Here is a 22270-nt window from a genome sequence, read left to right on the forward strand (position 1 = left end):
TTGGTATAATCAATCAACTCTTGGTTAGACTTGCTTGAAGCAATACCGTATTCTTGTGTTTTGAAACCTTCTTTTAAGGTTTTAGTTTTCTTACTTTCATATCCAGAGAGGATAGATTTATCAACTGAGAAAGCATCTACACGGTGAGCGTAAAGAGAAACTGCCAATTCTGGGAAAGATCCAAGTTGAACATAGTTGAACTTAAGGTTATTAGCTGAAGCGTACTCTTGCAAAGCAGCCTTAGTTGACGCCCCTTGAGAAACACCGATAGTCTTACCATTCAAATCTGAGATTTTGTTAATACCTGAATCCTTAAGAACCAAGAAACCGATTTGGTCATAGTAGTAAGGAGTTGAGATGGCGTAAGAAGCCTTACGTTCATCATTGATGGTATAGGTAGCGATAAGCAAGTCGATAGTTCCGTTATCCATAAGTGGTTCACGAGTTTGCGTCGTTACTGGGATATAATTCACTTTAACTTTTAACTCATCAGCAATCTTCTTAGCAAGATCAACTTCCATACCTTCGTAGGTATTAGTCTTAGCAGAGTAGTAACCAAAGTTAGGAACGTCTTGCTTCACACCGACATTGAGTGTCCCTCGCTTAACAATCTTTTGGACTGCTTTACTATCAAGAAGCTTACTAGTGTCTTCCGCCTTAGTCTTGTGACTCGTGATAAGAAAAATAGTGAGAATTGCCAAGCTTGCAACAGTTAGGTAACGTAAGATTTTTTTGAAAATCATAGGCAACCTCCTTAGGCATCCACTTGGACATTATCAGAGTTGTGATCGATAATCTTAGAAAGGAATTGAACCGCACGAGGTTCAGTTGGATTGTCAAAGAAACCATCCACATCCGTAGTGTCTACAAGAACTTGACCTTCGGCCATGAAAATGATACGGTCAGCCACACTGCGGGCAAAGCCCATTTCGTGGGTTACGACAACCATATTCATACCACCTTTGGCAAGTTTTTGCATAACCGCAAGCACGTCACCGATAGTCTCTGGGTCAAGGGCTGACGTTGGCTCATCAAAGAGCAAGAGCTCAGGATTCATGGCAAGACCACGGGCGATAGCGATACGTTGTTTTTGTCCACCAGAAAGCATACCAGGGTATGAATCTTTCTTGTCCCACATGTTAACGTAACGAAGGAATTTTTCAGCAGTCTTTTCAGCTTCTGCTTTACTGATTCCAAGAACCTTGATAGGTGCCAAAGTTACATTTTCAAGAACGGTTTTGTGCGGGTAGAGGTTAAAGTGTTGGAATACCATACCCGCTTCCTTACGCAATTCTACCAAATCTTTGGCAGAAGCTTCCGTCACATTATGTCCGTTAACGATAAGCGTACCGTTATCGATTGATTCCAAGGCGTTGATTGTACGGATAAGGGTAGATTTCCCTGATCCAGAAGGTCCCAAGAGAACCACAACTTGTCCTTTTTCAATTTCTAGATTAATGTCACGAAGTGCATGATAATCTCCGTAGTATTTATTAACATTTTTAAATTCGATAAGTGCCATAAGAGCCTCCTAAAATTTTACATTAATATATGCAATAACAAGAGTGTATTTTACTATATATGTAGGAAAATGTCAAAAATGTTTGAAAATTCAATCATAAGGTTCGTTTTTTAACCGATTACATATAGCAAAGGTATCTCAAAAAACAAGGAAAGCTTGTATATTAGCTTAATATCTATAGTAGAAACTTGGTCCTTAACCTATTTTTTGGTATAATATGTTTGATACGTAAAGTTTTCTACTTTACAAAATTGAATGACTTAAGAAAACCGATGAGGTGTTTATATGAAAAAAATTCTTGTTGTTGATGATGAAAGACCAATTTCGGATATCATCAAGTTTAATCTGACTAAAGAGGGTTATGAAGTGGTTACGGCCTTTGATGGTCGTGAAGCATTGGAGCAGTTTGAAGCTGAAAAACCAGACTTGGTCATCCTGGACTTGATGCTGCCTGAACTAGATGGTTTAGAAGTTGCTAAGGAAATTCGAAAGACAAATCATACACCAATTATCATGCTCTCAGCTAAGGATAGCGAGTTTGATAAGGTTATCGGGCTAGAAATTGGGGCAGATGACTATGTGACGAAACCATTTTCTAATCGTGAATTGTTGGCACGTATCAAAGCTCACTTGCGTCGTACAGAGACTATTGAAACAGCAGCAGAAGAAAGCTCTAACTCAGGCAAGCAGGAGATTTCAATTGGTGAGTTGATTATTGTTCCAGATGCATTTGTTGCTAAAAAACGTGGAAATGAAGTCGAACTCACACACCGTGAATTTGAGTTGCTTTTCCATTTGGCAACTCATATGGGACAAGTGATGACGCGTGAACATTTGCTTGAAACTGTTTGGGGTTATGATTATTTTGGTGATGTTCGTACGGTTGACGTAACCATTCGTCGTCTCCGTGAAAAAATTGAAGACACACCTAGTCGTCCTGAATATATTTTGACGCGTCGTGGTGTTGGTTATTATATGAAGAATTATGACTAGTATTGGCTTAAACATCACAAGCTTTGAACTAGCCTTACTCTTTACGCTCCTTTTTGTGGCTTTCTACTTTATTTTTCTTGCTTATCGTGATTATCGACGAGTCAAAAATATTCGAAAGTTGACCAAGAGAGTCAAGTCCCTAATGGCGGGTAACTATAATGAGGAGTTACGCTTAAAGGGTGATTCAGAGCTTTTAGAGCTAGCTGACAGCTTGAATGATTTATCGGACGTTTTTCGTTTGACGCATGAAAATCTAGCCCAGGAAAAAAACCGCTTATCATCAGTCCTCTCTTATATGAGTGATGGAGTCATTGCGACTAATCGAAGTGGTCAAATTACCATGATTAATAGCACAGCTCAGCGTTTGTTGAATCTAGATTTTGAAACAGCGACACAGATGTCCATTTTAGATTTATTAGATGGCGAAAATCCCTATACTTATAATGAATTGTTATCTAAGACTCCTGAGATTCATTTGTCTCGTCGAGATGCCAACGATGAGTTTGTGACCCTACGCGTTAACTTTGCCCTTATTCGTAAAGAATCTGGTTTTATCTCAGGTCTGGTTGCCGTCCTTCACGATGCCACTGAGCAGGAAAAAGAAGAGCGGGAACGCCGACTCTTTGTATCAAACGTTAGTCATGAGTTGCGTACACCTTTGACTTCTGTAAAATCTTATCTGGAGGCACTTGATGATGGTGCTCTTGACGAAGAGATTGCCCCTAACTTTATCAAAGTTTCTTTGGATGAGACCAATCGTATGATGCGAATGATTTCTGACCTCTTGGCACTGTCTCGTATTGACAATAAGAGTACCCAGCTTGACGTTGAAATGACTAATTTCACGGCCTTCATGACCTATATATTGAATCGTTTCGATCAGATTAAGAGCCAAGAAACCAATACAGGTAAAACTTACGAAATTATTCGAGATTATCCGGTAAACTCGATTTGGGTGGAGATTGATACAGATAAGATGACCCAGGTCGTGGATAATATTCTTAATAATGCTATCAAGTATTCGCCCGATGGTGGTAAGATTACAGTGTCTATGAAGACAACTGATTCACAGTTGATTGTTTCTATTTCTGACCAAGGTTTGGGTATTCCTAAGAAAGATTTGCCGTTAATTTTTGACCGTTTTTACCGTGTTGATAAGGCTAGAAGTCGTGCTCAGGGTGGAACTGGTCTTGGCTTGTCCATTGCAAAAGAAATTATTAAACAACATAAGGGCTTTATTTGGGCTAAGAGTGAGTATGGTAAGGGTTCAACTTTTACAATTGTGCTTCCATATGACAAGGATGCCATGATGGTTGATGAATGGGAGATGTAGTAGAAATGACCTCAGATTTAGGGTTTAAATATAGTATTTTGGCTTCAGGGTCAACTGGTAATTCCTTTTATTTGGAGACTCCAGAAAAGAAGATTCTTGTGGACGCTGGTTTGTCTGGTAAGAAAATCACAAGTTTGCTAGCTGAAATCGATCGTGATCCGAGTGATCTGGATGCTATCTTAGTTACTCATGAACACAAGGATCACATCCATGGTGTAGGCGTTTTAGCTCGTAAATATGGCATGGATATCTACGCCAATGAGAAAACCTGGCAAATTATGGATAGTAAAAATATGCTTGGCAAGATTGATAATAGCCAGAAACATGTTTTTTCTCGTGACAAGCTTCTGACCTTTGGAGACATTGATATTGAGTCTTTTGGAGTTAGTCACGATGCTATTGATCCACAGTTCTATCGCTTTATGAAGGATGGAAAAAGTTTTGTCATGCTGACGGATACGGGTTATGTTTCTGATCGCATGGCAGGTATTATTGAGAATGCTGATGGCTATTTGATTGAGTCCAATCATGATATTGAAATCCTCAGAGCAGGTTCATATCCTTGGTCAACTAAGCAACGTATCCTCTCTGATCAAGGTCACTTGTGTAATGAAGATGGAGCGGATGCTATGATTCGTACCATAGGTAACAAAACTAAAAAGATCTACTTGGGTCACCTTTCTAAAGAAAATAATATCAAGGAGTTGGCCCACATGACGATGGAAAATCAGCTGGCACGTGCTGACTTTGGTGTTGGAACTGACTTCAAGGTTTATGATACCTCACCAGACACAGCGACACCACTGATAGATATTTAAAACATAGCAAAAGAGCTACACTAATGCGTTTAGTGCAGCTTTTTAAAAGGAAAGTATTCATGAAAGTAATTTATCTCTCTCTAGGAATGTTGTCGTTAGGTTTGGGAATTCTTGGAATTCCGCTTCCAATTTTACCCACAACACCTTTTCTACTTTTAGCCATTGCTTGCTTTGCTAGAAGTTCTAAACGTTTTGAGAAATGGTTATATCATACTAAGCTATATCAAAGTTATGTAGCCGATTTTAGAGAAACCAAATCAATTGCCAAAGAACGAAAGAAAAAGATTATCGTCCAAATCTATGTTTTGATGGGAATTTCAATCTTTTTTGCACCTATCCTTTGGGTGAAAATCGGACTTTTTTGCTTGACAGTCTTCATCACCTATTATTTATTTAAGGTTATTCCTGATAAAGACTAAGATATCATCAAAAAATGAGACTTCCAAGATGGAGTCTCATTTTATATATTATTAATGTTTGCTACGTAATTTCTTACGGAGTTTATAGGCAAAATTGGCTAGTCCGTAAAGAGGGCTAACTGGAAGGTTAAATTCCCCAATAAATTGTTCAATGCGTGGGTTAAATTTTGACTTGAAATTGTACAAGCCACCATCAAGCGAATTTTCAATTCCTCCCATGTTTTGCCACTCGGCACCACGCTCGAAAGCGTGATTAGCTGTCTCATACCATGTCAGGATAGCCGGTTGATAACGGCGGTAGTCTTCATCCATTCCTGCATAGATATTCTCAGATGTCTTGCCAAATTCAAGAACGAGTGTACCTGAGAGTGGGACCGTCTTATTTCCAGTATCAACCTTTTCTTGAAGGAAGTCAATTTCTTCTTTTAGTCTTTTATGTTCTTGTTTATTGTTCTCGATTTTTCCTGGTTTAGTTTTTTCAGTAAACTTGGCTGCATCAGCAATGTTTTTTTCGAGTTGTTTATTGAGATCTTTGAGACGGGCTGGTAAATCTAGTGTTGAGAGTGTAATGTAAGAAGACTCTGGGTAAGTAGTCAACAACTTTTCATAATAATCGATTCCACGAAGGTGGATGTTTTTTCGGGCCTCTGTCTTCTTCATCAGAGAAGCGAATTGTTCAAGAAGCTCAGTGCCACCAAATTGGACTGAAATCCCCTTGTTTCGAGCAGTACGAACAGCCTGCTTGGTGCTCTTAGAGAGTTGTTCTTCAGTGAAATCTTCCTTATGGATGTTAGCCTGGAAGCGAGGTTGGATATTTTCAGCCATATCTTCAGTGAGGCCTGTCCATTCAACGCCAAGAGCTTGGATGTCTTTGGCAATCGCCATAGTCTCTTTACGGATTTCAGCTTCTTGTGAAATCAGGTTCTTTGTCACAAAAAGGCTTGGGTCAAATTTCACAAAGAGAGCACGCTTTGTTTTGGCATATTTTTTAAGTGAAGCCATAACAAAGGCGAGCAAATCTTTATCTTGATAATCCATAATAGGTCCACGAGGAATATAAATCATAGAAAATCCAAGAGGGAGTGGCTGAATAAGGACACTAGCGACAGCAACGAGATTACCATCTTGATAGAAACCTAGGCGGTCATTTCCCCAGCTATCCTTGATTTTAGCCCATGAACTACTTTGTAATAAGTTTGTTTGAGGACTATCTATAACAAAACGGTCATGCTCAGAAGTACTGAGTCCAGTTTTATAGGTATACATATTATTCTAGAACCCACTTTCTAATAGCATAAGCGACACCAGATTCATCATTTGATTTTGTGATGTGTTTCGCAATTTTCTTCATTTCTGGATTACCATTTTTCATAACAACAGGAGAGCCAACGACTTCAAGCATAGCACGGTCATTTTCTTCATCACCGATAGCCATTGTTTCTTCTTTAGAAAGACCGAGTTTCTCAGCAAGATGGGTTACAGCAATTCCTTTGTTGGCTGTTTTCTTGAGGATTTCTAGGTAAAATGGTGTTGATTTTACAATAGTAAAGCGGTCATAAAATTCCTGTGGAAGTTTGGCAATAGCTGCATCAAGAATTTCAGGTTCATCGATATACATGGCCTTAACGAATTCCTTGTCAGCCACCTCTTCAGGTGTACGATAGTAAATCGGCATATGAACAAGTGTAGACTCATGAACCGTGTAGCGGCCAATGTTGCGATTACTTGTGTAGATACCATCTTTAGTAATAGCGTGAGAATGAACACCAAGCTTGTTAGCCAAAACCTCAATGTCAAGGTAGTCTTCGTATGAGAGTGTCTCACGAATTAATTCATTACCAGTAGAAGTTTCTTGGACAAGCCCACCATTGAAGGTGATAACATAATCTCCGTCTTGGTTGAGGTTAAGTTCTTCAAGAAGAGGAAGCACCCCAGGAATAGGACGACCAGTCGCGATAACAACCTTTACACCAGCAGCCTTGGCATCTTGAATGGCTTGAAAGACTTCCGGTGTAACTTGACGTTGGCTATTTAAAAGCGTTCCATCAATATCAACTGCAATAAGTTTAATAGACATAATAATTACCTGTTTCGTTTAGTTAGTTTCCCTTCTATTTTACTAAAATTTAGGCGCTTTGTCATAGTTCTTCCTGAGAAAAGTATTATTGCCTCTTTAAAAAAGTAGTTTAGGTAAAAATTGCCCAAATGCTTTTTAATTGGTAAAATAAGGTCAGACAAATAAAGGAGAGACAAGAGTGATTCGAGCAACCAACCAATTGACGGAAAAAGAACGAAAGGCAGCAAAAGCATTGATTGCTAGCTGTCAAGCCTATGACCAAACCTTTCGAGAACCTTATCTCTCCAATATGCTTAATTTTGATCCCAATATGCCGGCCTTTTTCCTCTATTTTCAAGAGGGAGAGTTGCTTGGTTTATTAACGGTTTATGCGGATGACGAAGACGTTGAAGTAAGCATCCTTGTGGATCCGAGTCATCGTCGTCAGGGGGTTGGTCGTGCTATGTATAGAAGCTTTGAAAAAGATATGGCAGCTTACCCTATTCGCTCAGTGACCTTTCAGACAGAGCGTGTTTTTCTAGATTGTCATCCTGATCTGGCAAGTCATTGGGGGGTGGTTGAGGATGAAGAGACCGAAACCTGGCTAGGACGAGATAAAACACCATATGCTCTGAATTCTCGTTCAGATGTCAAGGTGCTCTTAGCTGAATCTTCTTACCTAGATGAAATTGCCCAACTCCATCACCAAGCCTTTTCTGATCCAGAGGAAACGCTCGATGTGAGTCGCAGATACATTACAGAGGCCTTGAAGGATTCCGATGGCCTACTTTACATCCTCCTCAAAGAAGCTCAGGTCATTGGTGTTTGTACGGTCGATTTATCTGGAAATAGCAACTACCTCTATGGACTTGCGATTGCTGAAGCTTATCGTGGACAGGGCTATGGAAGCTATCTGGCAAAATCAGTCGTCAATCAACTCATTGCGCATAACGACAAGCCCTTTCAAATTGCAGTAGAAGATAGCAATATTGGAGCCAAACTTTTGTATGAAAATATCGGCTTTGTCAAACAAACCCAGGTGGTTTACTTGAAATAGAAATGGTAGACGCAATACTGATACTCTCTTTTAGTATAGAGTTGCTATTATCTTAAGTAGAAAAATAGTTTTAGAATAGAAAGGAATACTTAATGGAAATTAAAATCAAAAATAAAATTAAAGTAGGCGATCAAACGGAAATTATCGAAGAAATCCACACTTGTGAGGTTATGGAAAAAGGAGATTATACCTATCTTGTTCACCATAATTCGGAGAAAGAAAAAGTGGTTATTAAGTTGAATCAGGATGAGCTAGTGATGACACGCTTTTCTAATCCTAAATCCATTATGCGTTTTTCTGCTAAAGTACCTGCCTTGGTCCACATTCCGACACCGCTTGGTACCCAGCATTTTCTGACAGACACTAGTTTATTTGCCCATGACCCAAATGGACAGACAGTTGATATTCATTATCAATTGAAACATCCAGAAACAGAAGACGTTTTTGCTGATTATGAATTAGAAGTTTCTTGGTTTTAATTTTTGAAAAAATAGAATCATTTTGCTTGAATAAAGAATAATTTATGATAAAATGTTTAGTACAAATAAGGGAGTAGCAGGTGGCTGTAATCATGAGATTTGATTAACAGTTGCGATTATGTCGTCATTACGAAATTTTATATTTCCGGCATATTCTTAAACAGCGAGACTTGTTTTTTATTAAACAAGTCTCTTTTTGTATGATTTTTTATATAAAAAGAGTCTTGTTAGCCATTTTTCCCTATAGAGAAGGAGGAGATTATTTTGTCTAAAGAACAAAGTAAAACCTTGTTTTACACACAAGGAGAGGAAGAAGTCCTAAAAAACTTGGGCACTTCTGTTGATGGTTTGTCTACTGCACAAGCCAAGGAACGTTTAGATGCCTATGGCTATAACGAGTTGGATGAAGGTGAAAAACGCAGCCTCTTGTCAAAATTCATCGATCAGTTTAAAGATTTGATGATTATCATCTTGCTTGTCGCTGCCGCCCTTTCTGTTATTACAGAAGGTATGCATGGTTTGACGGATGCCTGCATTATTTTAGCCGTTGTTGTTTTGAATGCAGCCTTTGGTGTTTATCAAGAAGGACAAGCAGAAGCGGCTATTGAAGCCCTCAAAAACATGTCTAGTCCTATGGCTCGTGTGCGTCGTGATGGGCATGTCGTTGAAATTGATTCACGCGAATTGGTTCCTGGAGACATCGTTTTGCTTGAAGCAGGTGATGTTGTTCCTGCGGATATGCGCTTGCTTGAAGCTGCCTCACTCAAGATTGAAGAAGCAGCCCTTACAGGTGAATCTGTACCAGTTGAAAAGGATGTTACAGAGACAGTTGAAGCAGAGGCGGGTATCGGTGACCGTGTGAATATGGGTTACCAAAACTCTAACGTTACTTATGGTCGTGGTACTGGGGTTGTAACCAATACTGGTATGTATACTGAGGTCGGTAAGATTGCCGATATGCTGGCTAATGCGGACGAATCACAAACGCCATTGAAACAAAGCTTGGAGCAATTGTCTAAGACCTTGACTTATCTTATTGTCGCTATTGCTTTGGTGACATTCTTGGTTAGTGTCTTCATTCGTGGCGAACAGCCTCTTGAAGGCTTGATGGTTGCCGTTGCTCTTGCGGTTGCAGCCATTCCTGAAGGTTTGCCTGCCATTGTAACCATTCTTTTGTCACTTGGGACAACGACCCTTGCTAAACGCAATTCGATTGTTCGTAAATTGCCAGCTGTTGAAACCCTTGGTTCAACAGAAATTATCGCATCTGATAAGACTGGTACCTTAACCATGAACCAAATGACTGTTGAAAAAATCTATACAAACGGTCAATTGCAAAACGCTTCTACGGAACTTGGTGCAGACAATACAACCCTTCGTATTATGAACTTTGCCAATGATACTAAGGTAGACCCAGATGGTAAACTAATCGGTGATCCAACCGAAACAGCTCTTGTTCAATTTGGTTTGGACCACAATTTTGATGTGCGTGACGTCTTAAAATCAGAGCCTCGTGTGGCAGAGTTGCCATTTGACTCTGACCGTAAGCTCATGTCTACTATCCACAAAGAAGCGGATGGTACATACTTTGTAGCTGTTAAAGGTGCGCCTGACCAATTGCTCAAACGTGTGACTCGAATTGAAATCAATGGTGAGGTCCGCCCTATCACAGATGAAGACAAACAAGCTATCCTTGCAACTAATAAAGACTTGGCAAAACAAGCCCTTCGTGTCTTGATGATGGCTTATAAGACAACTAACGAAATTCCTACCTTGGAATCTGCAGTTGTTGAGTCTGATTTGATTTTCTCAGGTTTGGTAGGTATGATTGACCCAGAACGTCCAGAAGCAGCAGAGGCTGTCCGTGTCGCTAAAGAAGCGGGGATCCGTCCAATCATGATTACAGGTGACCACCAAGATACAGCAGAAGCAATCGCTAAGCGTCTTGGTATCATCGATCCAAATGATACGGAAGATCATGTCTTTACTGGAGCTGAGCTTAATGAGCTTTCTGATGAAGAATTCCAAAAAGTCTTCAAACAGTACTCTGTCTATGCGCGTGTGTCTCCTGAACACAAGGTTCGTATCGTTAAGGCTTGGCAAAATGATGGCAAGGTTGTTGCTATGACAGGTGATGGGGTTAATGATGCGCCTTCACTTAAGACAGCTGATATCGGTATCGGTATGGGAATCACAGGTACAGAGGTTTCTAAGGGAGCTTCAGATATGGTTCTTGCCGATGATAACTTTGCGACAATTATCGTTGCCGTAGAAGAGGGACGTAAGGTCTTCTCAAATATTCAAAAATCAATCCAATACCTCTTGTCAGCCAACATGGCCGAAGTCTTCATTATCTTCTTTGCCACACTGTTTGGTTGGGATGTGCTTCAACCAGTACACCTTCTCTGGATTAACCTAGTCACTGATACCCTTCCAGCTATCGCACTTGGGGTTGAGCCGGCTGAACCAGGTATTATGACTCACAAACCTCGTGGTCGCCAATCAAACTTCTTTGATGGTGGTGTCTTCGGAGCGATTATGTATCAAGGTGTCTTCCAAACTATCCTTGTTCTTGCGGTATATGGTTGGGGCCTTGTCTTCCCAGAGCATCATACGCAATCAGAAATTCACGCAGATGCCCTTACAATGGCCTTTGCAACACTTGGACTAATCCAGTTGCTCCATGCCTTTAACGTTAAATCTGTGTATCAATCAGTCTTTAAAGTTGGTCTCTTTAGAAATAAGACTTTCAACTGGGCAATTCCAGTAGCCTTCGTTCTTTTGATGGCAACTATTGTAGTGCCTGGATTTAATAACCTTTTCCATGTGTCACACCTTAGTTTGACACAATGGCTTGCAGTTATTGCAGGTTCCTTCTTGATTGTGGTATTGGTTGAATTAGTCAAAGCTATTCAACGTGCCCTTGGTAAGGATAAGGACGCTATTTAAGACATAAAGTCAGAGATAATGGTCTCTGGCTTTTTCTTATCATATCTTGAATTCAGGAGGAGTCTTGTTTATAATTGAAGAGAAATGATCACAAGTTAAGGAGAAGGCCATGAACGAGACTATTAAGACACAACTCAATCACCGTAGCATCCGTCAATTTAAACCTCTAGCTTTGACACGAGAAGAAGTTAACCTTTTGGTTGATGTTGCAAGACATACAGCAACGAGTAATTTTAGACAGTCCTATTCGATTATCAGTATTACTGATGAAACATTGAAGGAAGAAATTGCAGAGATTGCCAACCAGCCTTATATTCCAAATGCTGGGCATCTTTTTGTATTTGTTGTGGACCAAAGACGTAACACACTGATTGCAGAGGCAAAAGGCGCTGAAGCCTTGGTCCAAGGTAGTCCTGAACGCTTTATCTCGGCCTTCTCGGATGCTATGATAGCTGCTCAAAATATGGTAGTAGCTGCAGAGAGTTTAGGTATGGGAACAGTTTACCTTGGCAGTATCTTGAATGATAACGCTAAACTTTCAGAGCTTCTCAAACTTCCAAAGTATGTCTATCCAGCAGTAGGATTAGCAGTTGGTTGGCCAGATCAAGAACCGCAGCTTAAACCTCGTTTACCCCGTCACGTCATCCATATGGAAAATTATTATCGGGACTTAGAACATCCCTTAGAGGAGCTAAAAGATTACGACGCTGAAGTTCATGAGTATTATGACCTTCGTGATCTCAATAACAGAGTTGATGAATTTACAACACAGATTGCAAAGACAATGGATCAATCCGTTGCCAATCGTGCGAATACCTTGAAGGACCTTCAAAAGCAGGGATTTTTTACCGACTAAAAAACGACTCCTAAAGAGTCGCTCTACAAATCAAATAGTGTCATGGATGAAAGGAACTCATTTGCCAGTTCCTTTTTTTCATATTCTAAAAACTCCGACCGTTTCTTGACCAGGTTGTAACGTTTGGAGAGGTTCCATGTTCCAGTAGGATTGAGTTCAGGGTGATTGGAAACAAAGTCGATGGTTAAATCCCATTCTCGTCGGTATCCAAGAGGACGCGAGTGATAGGTTACGCCATCAATAGTTACCGTCCCATAACTGCGGTGGGCATGACCAAAAACAACATCTTTAACGCCGTGCTTAGCGAAAACCTGGTGGAATTTTTCCGAGCCTAAGTAGGCATTAAAAGGTGTAAAACGTTGATGCGTCATGGTAAAGCGGCTGTGAGGAACAAAATGCATGGCAACTATAAGGTTACTAGTGTCTAACTCACTTAAGACATTATCTAGCCTTTTAAGACTAGTTTGACAGATATCCGGATCAGTCCCCAATCGTTTAAGTCGTCGGTCGAACCAAAGTTGTTTCTTACGTTTGAGAATCTTATCCAACTTTTCATCAGAATAGGAATAATCATACCATCCATGAAAGGCCAATAATGTCTTACTTCCTAAATCAATTACCTGAAAATCCAGATTGTCAATAAGGTCATCTTCTAAATCAAGCATATCATGATTGCCTAAATTATAGGTGACCTTGACCTCCTTAGACAGTTTTCGTAGAAAGGGTTTTGTGTCGATAAAATAATGGTTAGAAATATCACCAGCGATATGGAGATGGCTAACCTCTTGATTTTTTAGGCACTTTATAAGAGTATCAATTTCATATGTTTCAAAGTGATTTATATCAATATGTAAATCACTCATTACTGCAAGTCTCGTCATAGAAACATTGTAACAAAAAGGTTAAGGCTTGTCTGTAAATGAAGATGGTGGAAAATACTTGCCCTTAGACTACAATTTCATTATGATAAGAATATGGATATCAAATTAGAAATACAAAAGATGGCCAAGGAGATTGGCATTTCAAAAATTGGTTTTACTACCGCCGATGATTTCGCCTATCTGGAAAAATCCCTTCGACTTGGTGTCGAAGAAGGGCGAACAACAGGGTTTGAACATAAAAATATTGAAGAACGTATTTATCCTAAGTTAACCTTGGAATCAGCTAAAACCATCATTTCCATTGCAGTTGCCTATCCGCATAAGTTGCCGCAACAGCCCCAAAAAACAGAATTTAAGCGGGGCAAAATCACTCCAAATTCATGGGGTCTAGATTATCACTATATTTTGCAGGACAAACTAAAACGCCTTGCAGAAGGCATTGAAAAACTGACGGAAAACTTCGAATATAAAGGTATGGTGGATACTGGAGCCTTGGTCGATACAGCAGTGGCCAAGCGAGCTGGTATTGGCTTTATCGGAAAGAATGGACTAGTGATTTCGAAAGAATACGGGTCCTACATGTATCTTGGTGAGCTTATCACTAATCTAGAGATTGAACCAGACCAAGAAGTTGATTATGGTTGTGGGGATTGCCGTCGTTGTTTGGATGCCTGTCCGACATCTTGTCTCATTGGCGATGGGACTATGAATGCTCGTCGTTGCCTATCCTTTCAAACACAGGATAAAGGCATGATGGATATGGAGTTTCGAAAGAAGATAAAGACTGTTATCTATGGTTGTGACATTTGTCAGATTTCCTGTCCATATAACAGAGGTATAGATAATCCACTGGCTTCGGACATTGATCCTGAGCTTGCCATGCCCGAATTACTTCCTTTTCTTGAGCTGACCAACAAATCTTTCAAGGAGAAATTTGGGATGATTGCCGGTTCATGGCGCGGGAAGAATATTCTTCAACGTAATGCTATTATTGCCTTGGCAAACCTACATGATCGCAATGCTATTGTCAAACTGATGGAGATAATTGATAAGAATAATAATCCCATCCATACAGCGACTGCCATTTGGGCTCTCGGTGAGATTGTTAAGAAACCCGATGAGGCTATGTTAGATTACATGAGGGAACTGTCACCTAAGGATGAAGAATCCCAAGCGGAGTGGGAGCTTGTGTGTGCAAAATGGCAAATTTAAGTGATTTATGCTAGAATTAAGCATAATACTATAAAATGGAGGAAACCTATCCATGGAAGTGGCAGAAATTCGCCAAAAAATCTCTGAAAATCAAGAGAAGCTCGTGAGCTTCGGGAGGTCTCTTTGACTTAGATCGTTTGGAAGAGGACATTGCGCTCCTCGAAAACCGAATGACTGAGCCAGATTTTTGGAATGATAATATTGCAGCTCAAAAGACCTCACAAGAGTTAAATGAGCTAAAAATGAAATACGAAACTTTCAACAATATGCAAGAACTCTCTGACGAGACAGAGCTTTATTTAGAAATGTTGGAAGAAGATGATAGTGTTCAAGAAGAGCTTGAAGAAACACTCGAAAAACTTGATAAGATTATGACAAGTTACGAGATGACACTGCTCTTGTCTGAACCATATGACCATAACAATGCCATTCTGGAAATTCACCCAGGCTCTGGTGGGACAGAAGCTCAAGACTGGGCTGATATGTTACTCCGTATGTACCAACGTTATGGGAATGCCAAAGGTTTCAAGGTTGAGACTTTGGATTATCAGGCTGGTGATGAGGCTGGAATTAAATCTGTAACCCTTGCTTTTGAGGGACCTAATGCATATGGATTCCTCAAGTCAGAAATGGGTGTCCACCGTTTGGTTCGTATCTCACCATTTGATTCTGCTAAGCGTCGTCACACTTCATTTACATCAGTGGAAGTCATGCCTGAATTGGATGATACCATTGAAGTTGAGATTCGTGATGATGATATCAAGATGGATACATTCCGTTCAGGTGGTGCTGGTGGTCAGAACGTCAACAAAGTGTCTACAGGTGTGCGTTTGACCCACATTCCAACAGGTATTGTTGTAGCTTCAACGGTCGACCGTACACAATACGGAAACCGCGACCGTGCGATGAAGATGCTTCAAGCTAAGCTCTATCAAATGGAGCAAGAAAAGAAAGCAGAAGAAGTGAATGCTTTGAAAGGTGATAAGAAAGAAATCACTTGGGGAAGCCAAATTCGCTCATACGTTTTCACGCCATATACCATGGTTAAAGATCACCGTACAGGCTATGAAGTTGCCCAGGTTGATAAGGTAATGGATGGGGATATTGAAGGCTTCATCGATGCCTACCTCAAGTGGCGTATGGAAGAATAGTAAAAATATACTATTTTTAAGTATTTAGATACTCTATCTCAATGAAAGGAAGGCTTCAGCTATTTTAGTAGTTGAATACTGACATTATGGCTCTTATTGAATTAAAAGATGTTACTAAGAAGTATGATAAGTCGACAACAGCCCTTAGACACATTGATTTGTCTGTTAACTCTGGGGAGTTTGTTTACTTAGTCGGCCCTTCAGGTGCTGGTAAATCAAGTCTAATTCGCTTGTTCTACCAAGAAGAAAAATTAACGAGTGGTTCTATGAAGGTTGGAGAGTTTGATTTAACCCGACTTCGTAAGAAAGATGTTCCACTCTTAAGACGTTCTATTGGAGTTGTTTTCCAGGATTATAAACTCCTTCCAAAGAAAACAGCTTTTGAAAACGTTGCCTATGCCATGGAAGTTATTGGTGAGAAACCTCGTCATATCAAGAAACGGGTGACAGAGGTTCTCGAGTTGGTTGGTCTTAAACACAAGATGCGTTCATTCCCAAATCAATTGTCTGGTGGTGAGCAACAACGTGTCGCTATTGCGCGTGCTATCGTCAATAATCCAAAAGTGTTGATTGCGGATGAACCAACGGGGAACTTGGACCCAGAGATTTCATGGGAAATTATGCAAGTCCTTGAACGTATTAACTTGCAAGGGACTACCATTATAATGGCAACCCATAACTCAACTATCGTTAATAACCTTCGTCATCGTGTCGTAGCGATTGAAGAAGGACGTATTGTTCGTGATGAAGAGGAAGGAGAGTACGGTTACCATGATTAGACGCTTTTTCCGCCATTTAGGAGAATCGATTAAGAATCTCAAACGTAATCTATTGTCGACACTTACAGCAGTATTTTCGGTAATGATTGTTCTTTCACTTTTAGGTGTCTTTGGCTCTGTTATTTTAAATACGCAGAAATTGGCTTCAGATATTGAAAAGAATATTCAGGTCAATGTCTACTTGGATCCAGATTCATCAGATGCCTCGAAAACAGTCAAGGAACTTTCTGGACAGATTGTTGCTAATAAAGACTACCATAAGATTTATGATGCTCTGACCAAAATCAAAGGTGTAGATAAGGTTACTTTCTCTAGTAAAGAAGAACAAAAGAAACAACTGATTGAAACGATGGGTTCAAGTTTCGAGACAGCTACTGGAGATGCCAACCCTCTTTCAGATGTTTACATTGTTCAAACGAAATCACCAGATGATGTCAGTCGAGTTGCCAAGGAAGCAAAAGCCATTCAGGGTGTTGATAATGCTAACTTTGGTGGCTCAGATACTGAAATTCTGATGTCCACTATGAAACGTGTTCAATTTTGGGGAATCATTGCCACAGCACTCTTAACTATTGTGGCTGTCCTATTGATTTCAAATACTATCCGTATTACCATTATGTCACGTGCGACTGAAATTCAAATCATGCGTTTGGTAGGTGCTAAGAATTCATACATTCGTCGTCCCTACTTGATGGAAGGTGCTTGGATTGGAGCACTTGGTGCCATCATTCCTTCTGGGCTCATTTATCTTTTGTATCACATGGTTTACTCATCTTTGAATCCAGATTTTGTCAAAGGTGGTATTTCGTTGTATGATCCAGAGTGGTTTGTCTATGCGGTTATCGGAACCCTCTTCGCAGTCGGTATTATTATCGGTTCGATTGGGTCGCGTATGGCAATGCGCCGTTATTTGAAATACTAAGAGATTAAAGGAGAACTATTTAGGTTCTCTTTTTGTTTGTCTAGAGATTCAGAAGAAGAGATTTCAGCTTTATCTGAAAATGGTCATGCTCAAAGCCCAAATCCAATCCCATATTTGGTATAATATTAAAAAACATTGGAAAAGAGATGCATTATGACAAAGTTAGCTACCATTTGTTATATTGACAATGGAAAGGAGCTTTTGCTCCTACATCGTAATAAAAAGCCTAATGATGTTCATGAAGGAAAGTGGATTTCTGTCGGGGGAAAACTAGAAGCTGGAGAGACTCCAGATGAATGTGCTCGCCGTGAAATTCTCGAGGAAACACATTTTACAGTGACTGATATGGATTTTAAAGGTATGATTACCTTCCCAGAATTTACCCCTGGTCATGATTGGTACACCTATGTCTTTAAGGTAACTGGTTTTGAAGGAGAACTCATCTCAGATGAGGAGTCTCGTGAAGGAACGCTTGAATGGGTACCATATGATGAGGTCTTATCTAAACCAACTTGGGAAGGTGACTATGAGATTTTTAAGTGGATCCTTGAAGATAGACCATTCTTCTCTGCAAAATTTAGCTACGATCGTAACCAGAACTTGGTAGATAAAACTGTAACATTTTATGATAAATAGGGAGGAACTATGAAGCGTAAAAAAACAGAAGATTTTTCAGAAACATGGTTTTTTAAGTGGATATTGAATAATCAGGCTGTCGTAGCCTTTTTCATCTTACTTTTGATTGGTTTGACGGTTTTGATTTTTACCAAGATTAGTCCCATTTTTTCACCCGTCATCCAGTTTATGACCATTATTATGTTGCCATTGGTTATTTCCATGCTCCTTTATTATTTAATAAAACCTTTGGTACTACTTGTAGAAAGAACGGGATTGAGTCGAACCATGTCTATCTTGGTCATATACGCTATCCTTGGCTTGCTCTTGGTTTGGGGGATTTCAACAGCTATTCCAAGCTTACAAAATCAAATTTTGATTTTGATACGAAATGCACCATCATATATTGCACGTGCCAATAGTGAAACGGAACGTTGGATTAATCTTCCTATTCTTTCCAACTTCCATGGTGATTTAGAGTCCATGCTTAGTGATTTCTCAGCGAGAATGGTCAATTATGCTGAAAACTTTTCTTCATCGGCTTTGACATGGGTTGGAACTTTTGCGAGCACAGTAGCAAGGGTGACAGTAGCTATCATTTTGGCACCTTTCATTCTCTTCTACCTTTTAAGAGATAGCCAAAAGATGAAACATAGCTTTGTCTCAGCCTTACCAACTCGCTTTCGTGAAACAACTGTTCGTATGCTTTCAGATATTAATAGTCAGCTCGAAGGTTATGTTCAAGGCCAGGTTACAGTCGCTATTGTTGTTGCCATCATGTTCTGTATTATGTTTAAGATTGTAGGTCTTCGATATGGTATGACTTTCGGTATTATGGCAGGTTTTCTAAACATGGTTCCTTATCTGGGAAGTTTTCTTGCTATGGTACCAGTTGTTATTATGGGATTGGTTCAAGGTCCTGCTATGTTAATCAAGGTCCTCATCATTTTTGTTATCGAGCAAACTATTGAGGGACGTTTTGTTTCTCCACTCGTTTTGGGGAATAAACTAAGTATTCACCCGATTACCATTATGTTTATTCTCTTGACAGCAGGTTCTCTTTACGGTGTTTGGGGTGTCTTATTGGGGATTCCAATTTATGCCTCTGTCAAGGTTGTTGTTAGAGAGATTTTTGATTGGTACCGTTCTGTAAGTAATCTTTATCAAGATGATTTAGAAAATGAAGGACAAAAAGACGATGTTAAATAGCGAAAAAATGGTTGCCTCTATTGGAAACCAAGATTTAGACCACGCAGACAAATATTTTAAAAAAGCTTTACGAGAGGATCCTGCAGAGGTTCTTGTTGAGTTGGGCCAATACTTAGAATCTATTGGTTTCTTACCACAGGCACAGGAAATTTATGAAAAAGTTCGCTTTGATTTTCCAGAGGTTAATGTCAATCTAGCACAAATTGCTGCCGAAGATGGTGATATTGAAGAGGCTTTTCTCTATTTGGATGCCATACCTGAAGACTCTGACGACTATTTGTCTGCTTTAATTGTAAAGGCTGACCTCTACCAAATGGAGGGCTTAACTGATGTGGCACGTGATAAGTTGTTGGAGGCAAGTCAATTATCAGATGACTCATTGATTATTTTTGGTTTGGCTGAGATGGAGTTTGAACTTGGAAATTTTGAACAAGCTATTCATTACTATGCTAAATTAGATAATCGTGATCTTCTTGCGATGACTGGCGTTTCTACTTATGAACGCATTGGTAAGGCTTATGCCAGTCTTGGAAAGTTTGAAGCTGCTCGTGAATTTTTGGAAAAAGCTATTGAAATTGAGTATGATGATACCGTTGCTTTTGAGTTAGCCACTTTGCTCTATGATCAAGAAGAGTATCAAAAAGCTAATTTTTACTTTAAGCAGATAGAAACCATGTCTGCTGACTTCGAAGGTTATGAGTATATTTACGCCTTGTCGTTACATGCAGAACATAAAACCGAAGAAGCTTTACGAATGGCACAACAAGGGATTTCTAAAAATGCCTTTGATGTTCAATTACTTTTGCTAGCGTCACAGTTATCCTACGAGTTGCATGACACTCAATCTGCTGAATCTTATTTGAAGCAAGCCTTGCCATTGGCTGAGGACCAAGATGAGATTATCTTACGATTAAGTACGCTCTATTTGGAAGAAGAACGTTACGAGGATCTAGTGGCTCTAGCCGATTATGAAGTTGATTCTGTTTTGGCTCGTTGGAACATTGCCAAGGCCTACCAAGCTCTTGATGATGATGAAGAAGCTTTTCAAATCTATCAAGATTTGGCTAAAGATTTATCTGAAAATCCTGAATTCCTCCATGATTATGCATATATTTTGCGTGAATTTGGTTACAGGGATCAGGCGCGTGCAACGGCTGAAAAATACCTTGCCTTAGTTCCAGATGATGTCAATATGCAAACATTTCTTGAGGACTATTAAGCTGTGAAACGTTTTAATCATTGGGTTTAAGAGAGGGAGAGATACATTGGGCTTGCTCACTCCCTCTTTTTTTATTTCTCTATTTATGTTATGATTTTATTAGAACCCATAAGGAGTGAATATGGTTAAGAGAGATTTAATTCGAAATATTATCATAGCAGTTCTTGCCATTGTAATGATTTTGTTGTTGAGAGCTTTTGTCTTCTCAACACACCGTGTGACTGAAGGTCAGGCTAATGACTATATTCATGCTGGTGACTATGTTACTTTCAATAAAAATGTTAAGCCTCAGAAAAAAGATTTTATTCTTTATACAGTTAATGGTAAAGAATACATTGGGCGTGTTATTGCTGATGAGGGTAAGAGCGTGACAGCTATGGATGATTTCCTTTATGTTAATGATAAGTCAGTTGACGAAGCCTATATTAGTAAGGGTAAATCAGCTTATTTGGCGACAGTTTCACCTGGGAATTTCTTCACTGATGATTTTTCCATTGCAACATTGACTGATAATAAACAAACTAAGATTGAAAAGGGGCAGTACCTTGTACTGAACGATAATCGTCGTAATACAGATGATAGTCGTAAGTTTGGTCTCATTGACAAAGATCAAATTAAAGGTGTCATCTCTTTCAGATTGTATCCTCTATCACGTTTTGGTTTCGTTGATGTCGATTAATATTTCAATACTACTAAAAAAGCTAGGAACTTTTGATAAGTTTCTAGCTTTTTTTGCGAATAAATTGGTGATAGTTCATATTATGACGTTATGATACTGATAGTTTCATCGTTTTAAAATGAATTAGTAGAAATTGTAAGTAGAAAAGGAAATTATGATGCAATTAGGATTTCATTTTGGATTTAAGAAAAGTAAAGCTTATGGACTGTGCGGTGTCATGCTGACAATCTTATTTTTAGGAATGTCTGGTCATTCGGCGAAAGCAGATGAAATGTTGTCGCCAACTGATACATCTTCATCTTTGAAAGAAAATTCTGATAATCATGCGGCAAGCTACTCTGAAGCAGGAGTACACGATGATTCAACGAGTCAAATGAATCTACAAAGTGAAGGGGTATTAGAGGAGAAGCAAACTAGTCTAGAAGATTCTTCAAAAATAGCTGTCTTAACCAATAGTTCTGTGACCACAAGCTCTTATCAAGAGGCAGATGATACTAGCCAAATTGATCAGAATCAACGTCAATTTCTTAGTGCCATTAAGCAAGGAGCCATGGATGGAGCCAAAGAAGGAATCCTTCCATCTATCACGGCAGCGCAAGCTATTCTAGAAAGTGGTTGGGGAAGCTCTCAACTTGCTAAGGTTCCCAACAATAATCTTTTTGGCATTAAAGATTCAGAGGACTGGCATGGAGAAATAGTAACTGTACCTACACAGGAATATCTTAATGGTGACTATATCACAGTCAATGCTGCTTTTCGAAAATATGCCTCATGGAATGATAGCGTAGTAGACCATGCAAAATTTTTCACGAGTACCGAGTGGCGAAAAGACAATTACCGAAAAGTTGTGAACGTAACAGATTATCGCATTGCGGCTCAGGAACTGAAGAATGCAGGATATGCGACAGATCCAAGTTATCCCGGAAAACTTATCCGTTTGATCGAAGCCTATAAACTTTATGAATGGGATGCAATGTGCAATAATTCCATTTCTACCGTAGAAAATGAAGGAGTAGAGAGTCAATATCCCAAAGCTGAGCTTGCTATCACTGGTCTCAACAATGCTACTGGTAGCTATGATCTTGTTATCTCAAACTTGATTGCGCCACGTGGCTTCAAAG

The 22270-nt window shown here is 39.5% G+C and carries 22 protein-coding genes; 17 read left to right on the forward strand and 5 right to left on the reverse strand.

The annotated features are described in order from the left end of the window. Positions 1-743: transporter substrate-binding domain-containing protein (locus HMPREF1517_RS08815; RefSeq protein ID WP_037601335.1), on the reverse strand; the 743-nt coding region annotated here is incomplete at its 3' end. Positions 744-754: 11 nt separating this feature from the next. After that, complete coding sequence (locus HMPREF1517_RS08820) at positions 755-1522, reverse strand: amino acid ABC transporter ATP-binding protein (RefSeq protein ID WP_037601338.1); 768 nt, start codon at positions 1520-1522, stop codon at positions 755-757. Positions 1523-1807: 285 nt separating this feature from the next. Here HMPREF1517_RS08820 and yycF point away from each other — a divergent pair, with 285 nt between their 5' ends. From yycF to HMPREF1517_RS08840, 4 genes are read left to right on the forward strand one after another with little or no spacing between them, the layout of a single operon-like run. Beyond that, the gene (yycF, locus tag HMPREF1517_RS08825) at positions 1808-2515 is read left to right on the forward strand and encodes a response regulator YycF (RefSeq protein ID WP_037600497.1); all 708 of its coding nucleotides are present in this window, start codon (positions 1808-1810) and stop codon (positions 2513-2515) included. Continuing rightward, positions 2508-3848: a cell wall metabolism sensor histidine kinase VicK gene (gene vicK / locus HMPREF1517_RS08830; RefSeq protein WP_037601341.1), complete on the forward strand. Its 1341-nt coding sequence runs from the start codon at positions 2508-2510 to the stop codon at positions 3846-3848. The genes yycF and vicK overlap by 8 nt, the downstream gene beginning before the upstream one ends. Positions 3849-3853: 5 nt before the next feature. Beyond that, positions 3854-4666, forward strand: coding sequence for an MBL fold metallo-hydrolase (locus HMPREF1517_RS08835; RefSeq protein ID WP_037601382.1), 813 nt, complete (start codon positions 3854-3856; stop codon positions 4664-4666). Between the two features lie 59 nt (positions 4667-4725). After that, positions 4726-5085 (forward strand): YbaN family protein, encoded by a 360-nt coding sequence (locus HMPREF1517_RS08840; protein WP_037601345.1) that lies wholly within the window; start codon positions 4726-4728, stop codon positions 5083-5085. Between the two features lie 51 nt (positions 5086-5136). Here the strand turns inward: HMPREF1517_RS08840 and HMPREF1517_RS08845 are convergent, their stop codons facing one another. After that, positions 5137-6351 carry an aminoacyltransferase gene (locus tag HMPREF1517_RS08845; RefSeq protein ID WP_037601348.1) on the reverse strand — a complete coding sequence of 405 codons (1215 nt, stop codon included), beginning with the start codon at positions 6349-6351 and terminating at the stop codon, positions 5137-5139. A gap of 1 nt (position 6352) precedes the next feature. Further along, entirely contained in the window at positions 6353-7162 is an 810-nt protein-coding gene (gene yidA, locus HMPREF1517_RS08850) for a sugar-phosphatase (RefSeq protein WP_037601351.1), read from the reverse strand. 178 nt (positions 7163-7340) lie between these two features. Here yidA and HMPREF1517_RS08855 point away from each other — a divergent pair, with 178 nt between their 5' ends. The 4 genes from HMPREF1517_RS08855 (at position 7341) to HMPREF1517_RS08870 (ending at position 12482) form a co-directional block, all read left to right on the forward strand. Continuing rightward, the gene (locus HMPREF1517_RS08855; RefSeq protein WP_037601354.1) at positions 7341-8198 is read left to right on the forward strand and encodes a GNAT family N-acetyltransferase; all 858 of its coding nucleotides are present in this window, start codon (positions 7341-7343) and stop codon (positions 8196-8198) included. Between the two features lie 92 nt (positions 8199-8290). Continuing rightward, positions 8291-8677: a DUF1934 domain-containing protein gene (locus HMPREF1517_RS08860; RefSeq protein ID WP_002884910.1), complete on the forward strand. Its 387-nt coding sequence runs from the start codon at positions 8291-8293 to the stop codon at positions 8675-8677. Positions 8678-8941: 264 nt separating this feature from the next. Then, the gene (locus HMPREF1517_RS08865; protein ID WP_037601357.1) at positions 8942-11626 is read left to right on the forward strand and encodes a cation-translocating P-type ATPase; all 2685 of its coding nucleotides are present in this window, start codon (positions 8942-8944) and stop codon (positions 11624-11626) included. Positions 11627-11735: 109 nt separating this feature from the next. Beyond that, positions 11736-12482: an NADPH-dependent oxidoreductase gene (locus tag HMPREF1517_RS08870; RefSeq protein ID WP_037601362.1), complete on the forward strand. Its 747-nt coding sequence runs from the start codon at positions 11736-11738 to the stop codon at positions 12480-12482. Between the two features lie 23 nt (positions 12483-12505). Here HMPREF1517_RS08870 and HMPREF1517_RS08875 read toward each other — a convergent pair whose 3' ends face one another. Further along, positions 12506-13363, reverse strand: coding sequence for a metallophosphoesterase (locus HMPREF1517_RS08875; RefSeq protein ID WP_037601365.1), 858 nt, complete (start codon positions 13361-13363; stop codon positions 12506-12508). Between the two features lie 93 nt (positions 13364-13456). Between HMPREF1517_RS08875 and queG the strand changes: the two genes are divergently transcribed. From queG to HMPREF1517_RS10095, 9 genes are all read left to right on the forward strand, one after another. Further along, on the forward strand, positions 13457-14575 hold the full coding sequence (queG, locus tag HMPREF1517_RS08880; protein ID WP_037601368.1) for a tRNA epoxyqueuosine(34) reductase QueG: 1119 nt from the start codon (positions 13457-13459) through the stop codon (positions 14573-14575). 52 nt (positions 14576-14627) lie between these two features. Further along, positions 14628-15726, forward strand: a protein-coding gene (gene prfB / locus HMPREF1517_RS08885; RefSeq protein WP_096833329.1) for a peptide chain release factor 2 whose coding sequence is annotated in 2 segments (ribosomal slippage) — positions 14628-14699 and positions 14701-15726 — 1098 coding nt in all. Because the reading frame shifts where the segments join, the coding sequence is not laid out codon by codon here. Positions 15727-15812: 86 nt separating this feature from the next. Continuing rightward, entirely contained in the window at positions 15813-16505 is a 693-nt protein-coding gene (ftsE, locus tag HMPREF1517_RS08890; RefSeq protein ID WP_013990672.1) for a cell division ATP-binding protein FtsE, read from the forward strand. Beyond that, entirely contained in the window at positions 16498-17427 is a 930-nt protein-coding gene (ftsX, locus tag HMPREF1517_RS08895) for a permease-like cell division protein FtsX (protein WP_037597738.1), read from the forward strand. The genes ftsE and ftsX overlap by 8 nt, the downstream gene beginning before the upstream one ends. A gap of 153 nt (positions 17428-17580) precedes the next feature. Next, positions 17581-18063 (forward strand): NUDIX hydrolase, encoded by a 483-nt coding sequence (locus HMPREF1517_RS08900; protein ID WP_037601370.1) that lies wholly within the window; start codon positions 17581-17583, stop codon positions 18061-18063. A gap of 9 nt (positions 18064-18072) precedes the next feature. Further along, positions 18073-19251, forward strand: coding sequence for an AI-2E family transporter (locus HMPREF1517_RS08905; protein ID WP_037601373.1), 1179 nt, complete (start codon positions 18073-18075; stop codon positions 19249-19251). Further along, the gene (locus HMPREF1517_RS08910; RefSeq protein WP_037601376.1) at positions 19241-20470 is read left to right on the forward strand and encodes a tetratricopeptide repeat protein; all 1230 of its coding nucleotides are present in this window, start codon (positions 19241-19243) and stop codon (positions 20468-20470) included. The genes HMPREF1517_RS08905 and HMPREF1517_RS08910 overlap by 11 nt, the downstream gene beginning before the upstream one ends. Positions 20471-20591: 121 nt before the next feature. Beyond that, entirely contained in the window at positions 20592-21149 is a 558-nt protein-coding gene (gene lepB / locus HMPREF1517_RS08915; protein WP_037601379.1) for a signal peptidase I, read from the forward strand. A gap of 157 nt (positions 21150-21306) precedes the next feature. After that, a partial coding sequence (locus HMPREF1517_RS10095; protein ID WP_198017478.1) for a glycoside hydrolase family 73 protein occupies positions 21307-22270 on the forward strand: 964 nt, incomplete at its 3' end.

The organism is Streptococcus sp. ACS2 (assembly GCF_000525585.1).
Classification (GTDB): domain Bacteria; phylum Bacillota; class Bacilli; order Lactobacillales; family Streptococcaceae; genus Streptococcus.